The following is an 11335-nucleotide window of genomic DNA, read 5'->3' as shown; positions in this document are numbered from 1 at the left end:
GGCAAGGTCAATTGAAAAACACCACTGCCCGCCAGTCGAAAATGCCGTCACCCGTCGCCACCACCCCCCTCCGCCTGCCGGCACCTCCCTCACAAGGGGGGAGGAAGGCTGGCCGCTCGCTCCGGCGCTTCTTCTGCAACGCTGGCGATTGGCGAAGGCCGCCGCGACGGCTTTCCTCCCCCCTTGTGGGGGAGGTGCCGGCAGGCGGAGGGGGGTGGTGGCGACGGGCGCCGGCATTTCAAAGAAACCCACCACCCGCGCGTCATTCCGGCCGCGGCGACATGTGCGTACTACGTGCCCATCCCCACCCCACCCGCGCGCGCGTCATCCCGGAAGTGGGATGACGCGCGCGGGTAGGGATGACGCGCGTTGGAAAGGCGGCGGGCGCCCTTCACCTCAGCCGGCGATGCCTCGCCTGCGCGGGGATAAAATGTGGCGACAAAGATTTTTTCTTCCCAACCAACCCATTGTTTTCCCTCGCTTCGGAATAATTTCTCCAACTTTTTTCGCAGGAAAATACGCCCCCCTGCCCAGCCCGCCCGTACAATCCTTGCCATCGCTCTCGCGGGAACCGGATGCGCACCGGGTGTTCGGGAGGGCGGCGGAGACCTCTCCCTTCGGGCTCGGTATCCGGAGGCCTGAGGGCCCGCGACAGGCCGGCGGTGCCGGGAGCGCTGGGTGACAGCGTTGCCGGCATTGCGGAGAAGCCGCCAGGGCTTCTCGTCCGGCCCGGCTAAGCCCCCAATCGGGTGCGGCCGGGAAGGAGAAAGGCCCGAGTGACCGGCCGACCGTCGGGACAGACTCCGGTGGGGCGCGTTGGACGCGCCTAATTTGAGGCGCCCCCAAAGCGCCTCCTGCGGTGCCGAAGACGCGCCCCGCTTCCCACCCTGAGCTGTGAGCTTGTCGAACAGTCGAAGGGTCAATGGCCAGACGCGAAAGCGGGCGTGGCAACGATGGCGCTCGCCGGTTCCACTTCACAATCCTCGCCCCAGCGCCTACCGTGCGCGCGAAGCGAACAAGGAGGTGCCGATGAGTGAGATGCGCGCAGATAAAACGATCCTCGTGCCGGGAAAGATGCCCGCCCATCCGGTGGGCCGCATCGAGGAGCGTTTCCGGCTTGTCAGGATCGACAAGGCCGACCCGGCGCTTCTGACGGAAGAGATGAAGCAGTCCGTGGCCGGGATCGCCTCGGCGACGGTCATCAATGCTGCCTTCATCGACGCGCTCCCCAATCTGCGGATCATCGCCAATTTCGGCGTCGGCTACGACGGCGTGGACGCGGCCCATGCGGGCACCAGGAATGTCATGGTCACCAACACGCCGGATGTCCTGACGGAGGAGGTGGCGGACACCGCCATCGGCCTGCTCATCAACACGGTGCGCGAATTACCGAAGGCGGAAAGCTACCTGCGCGCGGGGCGCTGGCGCGCCGAGGGGCCGTATCCGCTGACGCGGGGCACGCTGCGCGGGCGCAGCGTCGGCATCTTCGGTCTCGGGCGCATCGGCCGTGCCATCGCGCGGCGCATCGAGGCTTTCGGCCTGCCCGTCAGCTATCACAACCGGCGCCAGGTCGAAGGCGTCGACTACGAATACCACCCGACCCTTCTTTCCCTCGCACAGGCCGTCGATACGCTGATCTCGGTGGCACCGGGAGGGGCGGCGACGGAGAAGGCGATCAATGCCGAGGTGTTCGCCGCGCTCGGCGCCAACGGCGTCTTCGTCAATGTCGGTCGCGGCAGCGCGGTGGACGAGGCTGCCCTTGCCGAGGCGCTCGGCAACGGGACCATCCTCGCCGCCGGCCTCGACGTCTTCGCTGACGAGCCGAACGTGCCCGAGGCGCTTCTCGCCCGCGAGAACGCCTGCCTGCTGCCCCATGTCGGTTCGGCCTCGGTGCATACACGCCAGGCCATGGCCGATCTGATGGTCGACAACCTCATCGCCTGGTTCACGAAGGGCGAGGCGCTGACCCCCGTGCCCGAGACGGCGCATGTGCGGAGTGGGGGGTAGGGGCCGGCGAACGCGGGGCGGCCGGGCAAGCTTGCGTTAACCTTTGCCGGCAATGATGCCCTTTTGGCATTCATCCGCGGAGGGGCGGGGCAGAGGGACGAGCACATGAAATCGGTCGTTGCCGGACTGGTCGTCATGGGACTGGGCGCGCTTCCCTTCGTGGCGTTCGACCGCGAAGGGGCCGCGGCGGTCGACCCGTCGATGCAGGAACGCCCCGGATCGCTCCCCCACTACCGGTTGAGCGTCGCCGGACGCGAGGGGAGTTGCACCATCGCCAAGGGCAGGGCCGCCGGCACCGGCCGTGCGGAGATCGAACTGGCGGCCGACTGCATCCTGCTGACGCCGCAGTTGAGCCAAGCGCGCTATTGGCAAGAGGGCGCGGACGGCGATGTCGCCTTCGAAGCGGCGGACGGCCGCGTCATCGCCGAGTTCTACGCAGCCGACGGCGTCGCCTACGAATCACTCCGCCCCGCCGCACCGCTGATGGCGCTCACCGTGAAGTAAGGTCCTCACTCGGCCGCGATTGCCCGCGCCGCCTGATGGGCGCGCACGGCATCCCCGAAGGCCGCGAAGATGCGCTTGGAGGCGCTGTCGCTCGCCGCCCAGTATTCGGGATGCCATTGCACGCCGACGGCGAAGGCCGGCGCACCGACCACCGACACCGCCTCGACCGTGCCGTCCGGCGCCGTCGCCTCCACCTTGAGGTTGGGGCCGAGCCGGTCGACGCCCTGCCGGTGCACCGAGTTCACCTTGATCTCGCCGGCACCGAACACGCCGGCAAGGCACCCTCCCGGCTTGATGGCCACCGGGTGGCGGATGGCGAAGCGCTCGTCCTGGGAGGGGCTCTCCGGCGCCCGATGGTCCAGCGCCCCCTCGCGCTCCTGGATTTCGCCGGCGAGCGACCCGCCCAGCGCGACGTTCAATTCCTGGATGCCACGGCAGATGGCGAGCAGCGGCACACCCTTCTCGATCGCCTTGCGGATGAGCGGCAGCGTCGTGGCGTCGCGGCGTTCGTCGTAGGGGCCGTGCCTGTCGCCCGCCTCGCCGCCGTAGTGGGAAGGATGCACGTTCGACTTCGAACCCGTCAGCATCACCCCGTCGACCGAGGCCAGAAGCGCGTCGAGATCGAGCCTGTCGCCGAAGGAAGGCACCAGCACCGGCAGCACGCCGGCGGCCGACAACACCGCCTCCAGATACTGCTCCGGCACGGCGTGCCACGTGTAGTTCTCGAAGTCCTTCACATCCGTCGAGACGGCAACGAGGGGCTGCTGCATGGTTTCCTTCCGCCTTTCCTGGCGCTCCGGCGGCGCGGAGGCTGCCCGACATGTAGCGCCTCGCGCGCCCGTTTCCAACCGCCGTCCCGCTGCGGATCGGTCACGCTGGATTCGTGCATCTTACCATGAGGATAGATGGACCATGCCACCGCTTCGGAGCGCCGTGCGGCGCTAGACTTGCCCTGTCGAGCATGCCATTGATACCGGTGGATTCGGGGGGGCGTGCGCCATGCGCATGGTCGCCCGGACTCAACTCAACCTCACGATCCAAATAATGGGAGGAAAAACCTATGGACCGTCGCTCATTCATCAAGAAGGCTGGCCTTGCCGGCGCTGGTGCCGCGGGGGCGGCCGCGCTTGCCACGCCGGCCATCGCCCAGTCACTGCCGAAGATCACTTGGCGCTGCACATCGTCCTTCCCCAAGGCCCTGGACACCATCTTCGGGGCCGCCGAGACGATGGCTCAGTTCGTCAACGAGGCGACTGAGGGCAATTTCGAGATCCAGGTCTTCGCCGCCGGCGAGATCGTCCCCGGCCTGCAGGCTGCCGATGCGGCCGCCAGCGGCACGGTCGAGCTTTGCCATACGGCGTCCTACTATTATTGGGGCAAGGATCCCAGCTACGCGCTGGGAACGGCCATCCCCTTCGGTCTCAACTACCGCCAGCAGAACGCATGGTTCTACTACGGCGGCGGCAACGACCTGATGAACGAGTTCTACGCAACCCAGGGCCTTTACGGGCTGATCTGCGGCAATACGGGCGCCCAGATGGGCGGCTGGTTCCGCAAGGAGATCAAGACCCTCGCCGATCTCGACGGCCTGAAGATGCGCATCGGCGGCATGGGCGGCAAGATCATCGAGAAGCTCGGCGTGGTGCCGCAGCAGATCGCCGGCGGCGATATCTATCCGGCGCTGGAAAAGGGCACGATCGACGCCACCGAGTGGGTCGGCCCCTATGACGATCTCAAGCTCGGTTTCAACAAAGTGGCCAAATACTACTACTACCCCGGTTGGTGGGAAGGCGGCCCGGTGCTGCACGCGCTCGTCAACAAGGAGAAGTGGGAGGGCCTGCCGTCGGCCTATCAGGCCATCCTCGACGCCGCCTGCCGCTCCGCCAATGCAGACATGATGGCGAGCTACGACTACAAGAACCCCGCTGCGATCAGGCAGCTCGTCGCCGAGGGCGCGGAGTTGCGCCCCTTCAGCCAGGAGATCCTCGAGGCCTGCTACGAGGCCTCGATGGAAACCTACGACGAGATCAACGCGCAGAACGCGATGTTCAAGAAGATCTACGACAGTCAGCTGGCCTTCAAGAAGGACGCCTACCTGTGGGCACAGCTCACGGAATACACGTTCGACACCTTCATGATGCGGCAGCAGCGCGCCGGCAAGCTCTAACCGCCGCACGGAAAGCACGCAAAGAAGGCCCCGGAGCAGCGCTCCGGGGCCTTTCATTTGTCCATAGGTTTACGAGCCTCAGTCGAAGCTCGGCGGCTGGCTGAGGTCGTCGGCCGGCGGTGCCGAGGGCGCGGGCGCGTCCTCGCCGTCCTCGGGCGCGCCGAACGGCGGCAGACCCTCGAGGCCAGGCAGCTGCTGTCCGTTCTCCTCGCCCTCGCCCCCGTCAGTGTCCGCCGGTGCACCGAAGGGCGAACCGCCGAGCCCATCCTGCTCTCCGAAGGTCGGGATGGTGATCTCGACTTGGCTGGGATCGACGACGTTCTCGCTCTTATAGTGGGTGACGAGCCCCGGAAAGGCGATGACCAGAAGGATCATCAGGAACTGGACGATGATGAAAGGCACGGCGCCGCGATAGATCTCGGCGGTACTGACAGCAGGCAGCAGACGGCCCGAAACCTCGTCCTTCCACGCTTTCATCGGTGCGATCGAGCGCAAGTAGAACAGCGAGAAACCGAATGGCGGGGTGAGGAAGGACGTCTGCAGGTTGATGCCCAGGATCACGCCGAACCAGATCAAGTCGATGCCCAGCGTTTCGGCCGCCGGCGCCAGGAGCGGCACCATGATGAAGGCGATCTCGAAGAAATCGAGAAAGCAGCCGAGGATGAAGACGATGATCGTCACGGTTATGAGGAAGCCGGTCTCGCCACCCGGCAGGCTGAGCAAAAGCTCTTCGATCCACACATTGCCGTTGATGCCGTAGAAAGTAAGCCCGAAGACGCGTGCGCCGATCAGGATGAACATCACGAATGCCGAAAGCTTTGTCGTCGCGTCGAGCGCCTGCTTGAGCACCGTGAGGGTGAGCCGCCGCTTGACCAACGCCATCACCAGTGCGCCGGCCGCGCCCATGGCGCCGCCCTCCGTCGGCGTGGCGATGCCGAGGAAGATGGTGCCGAGCACCAGGAAGATGAGCGCCAGCGGCGGGATCAGCACGATGACCACTTGCTCGGCGAGTCGCGACAGGATCCCGAGCTTGAAGTGCCTGTTGGCGAGGCTGAAGGCGAGGGTGACCAGCGTGGCGGTCGTCGCCGCCCAGACCATGCGCACCTCTTCGCGCATATCGGCGAAGATGGTGTGGTAGGTGGCCAAGTAGATGGCCACTGCCGCCGCCAGCACAGCGACTAGCGACCACACGCCGCCGCCGAGCGTGCGGATTTCCGGTGGTAAGGCGGGAGCCCATTGCGGGCGCACCAGGGTTATGGCGAAAACCAGCACGCAATAGATGCCGACAATGATGAGCGCCGGCAGCAGCGCTCCGACATACATGTCGCCGACGGACCGGCCGAGCTGGTCCGCCATGACGATCAGCACAAGCGACGGCGGCACGATCTGCGCCAGCGTTCCGGAGGCGGCAATGGCCCCGGTGGCGAAGCTGCCGTTGTAATTGTAGCGCATCATGATCGGCAGTGAGATCAGCCCCATGGCGATGACGGAAGCGGCCACCACGCCGGTGGTGGCCGCCAGAAGCGCGCCGACAAGCACAACGGCATAGGCGAGGCCGCCGCGCACCGGGCCGAAGAGCTGTCCGATCGTATCCAGGAGGTCTTCCGCCATGCGCGAGCGCTCCAGGATCAGGCCCATGAAGGTGAAGAAGGGCACGGCCAGGAGCGTGTCGTTGTACATGATCCCGTAGATGCGCTCGGGATGGGACTGCAGAAGCGGCCAGAACAGGCGGATTTCGCTGGAGACCGAGGATAGCTCCACACCTATGACGAAGAAGAACAGCCCGCCGGCGGCAAGCGTGAAGGCCACCGGATAGCCGATCAGGAGCATCGCCATCACGCAGGTGAACATGATCGGCGCGAGATTGTGGGCGATCAGGTCAATCACGGGCCTGTCCCTCCTCGATCTCGATGGCGGCTTCCACCGTCGGGTGCAGCTCGTGCTGTGGATTGGGCTCGTCGATGATGCCGCGGATGACGGCAATCCGTTTGACGATCTCGGAAAGCGCCTGTGCCGTCAGGAGCACGAAACCGGCGAGCACCATGAACTTGGCCGGCCAGATGATGAGCCCGCCGGCGTTCGTGGACATCTCCCCGCTGCGGAAGGAGCGCAGGAACCAGGGCCAGGAGAGGTAGACCAGAAGCAAAACGAAGGGGAGCAGGAAGAAGATGTGGCAGAACAGGTCGATCCAATCGCGCACCCGCTTCGAGAGCTTGCCCGACACGATGTCGATGCGGATGTGCTCGTTGCGCAGCAAGGTGTAGGCCGAGGCCAGCATGAACACCGTGCCGTAGAGATACCATTGCAATTCCAGAAGTGCGTTGGAGGCACGTGGGATCGGCAGGTAGGCCGGCAGGCCGTTGCCCAGAAAGCGCACGATGGCGTTGTAGGCCGAGACCAGCACCGCCACCAGAATGAGCCAGGACACTTGCCTGCCGATGAACTGATTGATTCGATCGATAAAACGCGACAGGCCGAGTAGCCCCGCCATTTGCTCCTCCAGGATTTCCCCCGACGCCCATTCGGGCCGGTTCTTTTTTGGCGACACTGCATTGCGTAGGCGCAAATGTCGACCGTTAAGGCCGGCCGCTACCGTGAAACCGGCGCGCAACTAACAGCTTCGCTCGGCAAAGGGAAGCGCGGCGGCGGCGATTCCACCGCCGCGGATCGGCCCGAACCGCCGTATTGTCCTGGCGCGGCCCGAAACAATGCTGCGCGGGGCGCGCCGTTCGCGCTATTTTCTGTCGAAGCCGACAGGCATTCGGTTGCAGCCTTGCTCTTTATTGTCGCAGGTTCGAAATCGTTTGACGCCATGGCCAGCCGAGAGAAAACTAACGCATGACTCCGAAGAGCGTGCCCTTTGTCCGGATGCGGCCAGGCATGGATAACCACCTTCCGCGTGACCTATATATTGGTAGAAGCGCGTCCGACGGTGCAGGCCGTTTCAGAGCCGTGCTGCCTCCAGTGGTGCGATCCTGACAGATGGTACCCATCTGTCAGGGCAAATCGCCCCACCGGATCAATAGCTTGTGGGCTGACTTTTCCAAACAGATGGGTACCATCTGTTTGGGTCAGACCACTAGGAGGAAAAAGCTCATGACGCTTCACGAGGTTTCGCTCAGCGACAAATACGACCTCGCCAAGGAGCGCATATTCGTCTCCGGTGCCCAGGCCATCGTGCGCATGCTGATGATGCAGCGCGAGCGCGACCGCCAGGCCGGGCTCGATACGGCCGGCTTCGTCTCAGGCTACCGCGGCTCGCCGCTCGGCGGCCTCGACCTGCAGCTCTGGAAAGCGCAGGGCGAACTGCAGAGGTCCTCCGTCGTCTTCCAGCCCGGCCTCAACGAGGAGCTGGCGGCAACCGCCTGCTGGGGCTCGCAGCAGACGGAGCTTCTGGGCGAGGGCAAGCACGACGGCGTCTTCGCGCTCTGGTACGGCAAGGGGCCGGGCGTCGACCGCACGGGCGACGTCTTCCGCCACGCCAATCTCGCCGGCTCGTCGAAGCACGGCGGCGTTCTGGCGCTGATGGGCGACGACCACGCCGCCGAATCTTCCACCGTGGCGCATGCCAGCGAGTTCGCCTTCGTCGACGCAATGGTGCCGATCCTCAACCCGGCCGGCGTGCAGGAGCTGATCGACTACGGGCTCTACGGCTATGCCTTGTCGCGCTTCGCCGGCACCTGGACGGCGATCAAATGCGTCAAGGACAACATTGAATCGACCGCCTCCGTCGACGTGGCGCTGGAGCGGCTGAGCATCGTTCTGCCCGAGATCGACATGCCGCCGGGGGGCTTGAACATCCGCCACGAGGTGAACCAGCTCGGCCAGGAGGAGCGGCTGCACGACTACAAGCGCGCGGCGGCGGCCGCCTTCGTGCGCGAAAACGGGCTCAACCGCATCGTCTTTTCGGGCGGGCGCAGCCCGAAGCTCGGCATCATCACCGTCGGCACCAGCTATCTCGATGTGCGCCAGGCGCTCTCCGACCTCGGTATCGACGAGGCGCGCGCCAACACGCTGGGGGTGAGGCTCTTCAAGGTCGCCTGCCCGTGGCCGCTCGACCTCGAGCACATCAAGGATTTCGCGCGCGGCCTCGAAATGGTGATCGTGGTCGAGGAGAAGCGCTCGCTGATCGAGGTGCAGGTGCGCGAGGACCTTTACGGCACCTCCATGCAGCCGACGGTGATCGGCAAGAAGGACGAACGCGACGAGCGGCTTTTCAGGCCCATGGGCGCGCTCGACCCCAACCATATCGCAATCACCATCGGCGAGCGCATCCTCAAGGTCATCGGCCCCTCGGAGGAGATTTCCGCGCGGGTCGCCCGGTTGCGGCAGTTCCAGGCGATGCTGGCCGACACCAAGGATGTCGCCACCCGGATGCCCTATTTCTGCTCCGGCTGCCCACACAACACCTCCACGCAGCTGCCGGAAGGCTCGATCGCCGGCGGCGGCATCGGCTGCCATTTCATGGCGCTGTGGATGGACCGCGGCACGGTCGGCTTCACCGCCATGGGCGGTGAGGGGGCGCAGTGGATCGGCCAGGCGCCGTTCTCCAAGCGCGAGCACTTCTTCCAGAACCTCGGCGACGGCACCTACAACCACTCGGGCACCCTGGCGCTGCGCGCGGCCATCGCCGCCGGCGTCAACATGACCTACAAGATCCTCTACAACGACGCCGTTGCCATGACCGGCGGTCAGCCGCACGAGGGCGGGCTGACGATGGAGATGATCGCCGATCAGGTGCGCGCGGAAGGCGTGAAGCGCATCACCGTCGTCAGCGACGAGCCGGAGAAATACGACGGCGTCGTGCGCTTCCCCGCCGGCACCACCGTTCATCACCGCGACGACCTCGATACAGTGCAGCGGACCCTGCGCGAGGTAAAGGGGGTCTCCGTCCTCATCTACGACCAGACCTGCGCGGCAGAAAAGCGCCGCCGGCGCAAGCGCGGCACCTATCCCGACCCGGACAAGCGGGTGATCATCAACGAGCTCGTGTGCGAGGGCTGCGGCGACTGCGGTGTGAAATCCAACTGCGTCTCCGTGCAGCCCGTTGAGACGGAGTTCGGCCGCAAGCGACGCATCGACCAGTCGAGCTGCAACAAGGACTTTTCCTGCGTCAACGGCTTCTGCCCGTCCTTCGTTACCGTGCACGGGGCGAAGCCGAGGAAGCTGAAGGGCGTCGCCGATGGCGGCGATCCGCTCGAAGGCGTGCCGGAGCCCGGGCTTTTCCCGCTCGACAGCGGCTGGGCCGGCATCGTCGACGGCATCGGCGGCACGGGCGTGGTCACCATCGGTGCCATCCTTGGCATGGCGGCGCACCTGGAAGGCAAGGGTTCGGGCATCATCGACATGGCGGGACTGGCCCAGAAGGGCGGCGCCGTCTATTCGCACTTGAGGATCGCCCGCACGCCCGCCGACATCAACTCCATCCACGTTTCTGCCGGCAAGGCGGATCTGGTGCTCGGCTGCGACCTCGTGGTCTCCGGCGCGCGCAAGGTGCTCTCCACCGTACGTGAGGGGCACACCCTGTTCCTCGCCAACACGGCGGAGGTGATGCCGGGCGATTTCGCCCGCTCGGCCGATTTCTCACTGCCGATAGAGCGGCTGAAGAAAGCCGTGCGCGAGGCGGCGGGCGAGGAGAAGGCGCATTTCTTCGACGCCACCAAGACCGCCACCGTGCTTTTCGGCAACTCCATCGGCGCCAACATGTTCATGCTCGGCATGGCCTATCAGCTTGGTGGCCTGCCGGTCTCGGCAGAGGCCATCGAAAAGGCGATCGAGCTTAACGGCCAGGCCGTCTCCATGAACCTCTCCGCCTTTCGCTGGGGCCGCCGCGCCGCGCACGAGTCGCGTCACGTCAGCGACCTGGTCGCCCGCGCCGCGCCCGCGGGCGGCGAAGAGCCCGCCCGCACGCTCGACGAGATCATCGCCCGCCGCGCCGATTTCCTCACCGCCTACCAGAACGCGGCCTATGCCGAGCGTTATCGCGCCCGCATCGCCCGCCTGCGCGCGGCGGAAGAGAAGGTGTCCCCCGGCTCCACCGCGGTGACGGAAGCGGCCGCCCGCAATCTTTTCAAGCTGATGGCCATCAAGGACGAGTACGAGGTCGCCCGCCTCTACACCGACGGCGCCTTCAAGCGCCAGCTCGCCGCCGAGTTCGAAAACTACGACCGCCTCGAATTCCACCTCGCTCCGCCGATCTTCGCCCGGCGCGACGCCGAGGGGCACCTGAAAAAGGCGCGCTACGGCCAGTGGATGCTCAAGGCTTTCTCCCTGCTCGCTCGCCTGAAGCGCCTGCGCGGCACCGTCTTCGATCCCTTCGGCCGCTCCACTGAGCGGCGCATGGAACGCCGGCTTCTTGCCCAATACGAAGCCGATCTCGACCTGATCGAGGTGTCACTTGCCCCCGGCCGCACGGAAGCGGCCGCGGCGCTCGCCTCCGTCCCCGCACTCATCCGCGGTTTCGGCCACGTGAAGGAGGCGAACGCGAAGAAAGCAGCCGAAGAGCGCACCCGCCTCATCGCCCGCCTCAGGAAGACGGATCCCGACCCGCTGCTCGAGGCGGCCGAGTGAGGGCGCGCACGGCAGAATCACTAATGTTATCAGCTATAAAGCTTTCTTAATTCGGTTGTGCCATTGGTGAGCCTGGCCAACGGGTTC

At 65.7% G+C, this 11335-nt stretch carries 8 protein-coding genes; 5 read left to right on the top strand and 3 right to left on the bottom strand.

Annotation, left to right across the window (positions count from 1 at the left end; translation table 11 throughout):
- Nucleotides 1-1029 precede the first annotated feature (1029 nt).
- Complete coding sequence (locus GM910_RS14875) at nt 1030-2007, top strand: 2-hydroxyacid dehydrogenase (protein WP_159588531.1); 978 nt, start codon at nt 1030-1032, stop codon at nt 2005-2007.
- Between the two features lie 105 nt (nt 2008-2112).
- Nucleotides 2113-2511: a hypothetical protein gene (locus tag GM910_RS14870; protein WP_159588529.1), complete on the top strand. Its 399-nt coding sequence runs from the start codon at nt 2113-2115 to the stop codon at nt 2509-2511.
- 5 nt (nt 2512-2516) lie between these two features.
- Here the strand turns inward: GM910_RS14870 and GM910_RS14865 are convergent, their stop codons facing one another.
- Entirely contained in the window at nt 2517-3281 is a 765-nt protein-coding gene (locus tag GM910_RS14865) for a gamma-glutamyl-gamma-aminobutyrate hydrolase family protein (protein ID WP_159588527.1), read from the bottom strand.
- A gap of 290 nt (nt 3282-3571) precedes the next feature.
- Here GM910_RS14865 and GM910_RS14860 point away from each other — a divergent pair, with 290 nt between their 5' ends.
- Nucleotides 3572-4678 (top strand): TRAP transporter substrate-binding protein, encoded by a 1107-nt coding sequence (locus GM910_RS14860; RefSeq protein WP_159588525.1) that lies wholly within the window; start codon nt 3572-3574, stop codon nt 4676-4678.
- Nucleotides 4679-4756: 78 nt separating this feature from the next.
- Here GM910_RS14860 and GM910_RS14855 read toward each other — a convergent pair whose 3' ends face one another.
- The gene (locus GM910_RS14855; protein ID WP_159588523.1) at nt 4757-6565 is read right to left on the bottom strand and encodes a TRAP transporter large permease; all 1809 of its coding nucleotides are present in this window, start codon (nt 6563-6565) and stop codon (nt 4757-4759) included.
- Nucleotides 6558-7169 carry a TRAP transporter small permease subunit gene (locus tag GM910_RS14850; RefSeq protein WP_159588521.1) on the bottom strand — a complete coding sequence of 204 codons (612 nt, stop codon included), beginning with the start codon at nt 7167-7169 and terminating at the stop codon, nt 6558-6560. The genes GM910_RS14855 and GM910_RS14850 overlap by 8 nt, the downstream gene beginning before the upstream one ends.
- Nucleotides 7170-7244: 75 nt before the next feature.
- Here GM910_RS14850 and GM910_RS14845 point away from each other — a divergent pair, with 75 nt between their 5' ends.
- Both GM910_RS14845 and GM910_RS14840 read left to right on the top strand, forming a co-directional pair.
- A complete protein-coding gene (locus tag GM910_RS14845) occupies nt 7245-7520 on the top strand; it encodes a hypothetical protein (RefSeq protein WP_159588519.1) in 276 nt (91 codons plus the stop codon).
- A 254-nt stretch (nt 7521-7774) separates the two neighbouring features.
- Nucleotides 7775-11248 (top strand): indolepyruvate ferredoxin oxidoreductase family protein, encoded by a 3474-nt coding sequence (locus GM910_RS14840; protein WP_159588517.1) that lies wholly within the window; start codon nt 7775-7777, stop codon nt 11246-11248.
- Nucleotides 11249-11335: the final 87 nt, after the last annotated feature.

The sequence above is a fragment of the Chelativorans xinjiangensis genome, from assembly GCF_009812055.1.
Classification (GTDB): Bacteria; Pseudomonadota; Alphaproteobacteria; order Rhizobiales; family Rhizobiaceae; genus Chelativorans; species Chelativorans xinjiangense.
Note: the sequence above shows the minus strand (reverse complement) of the source record. Positions and strands in the feature narration are given on the sequence as shown.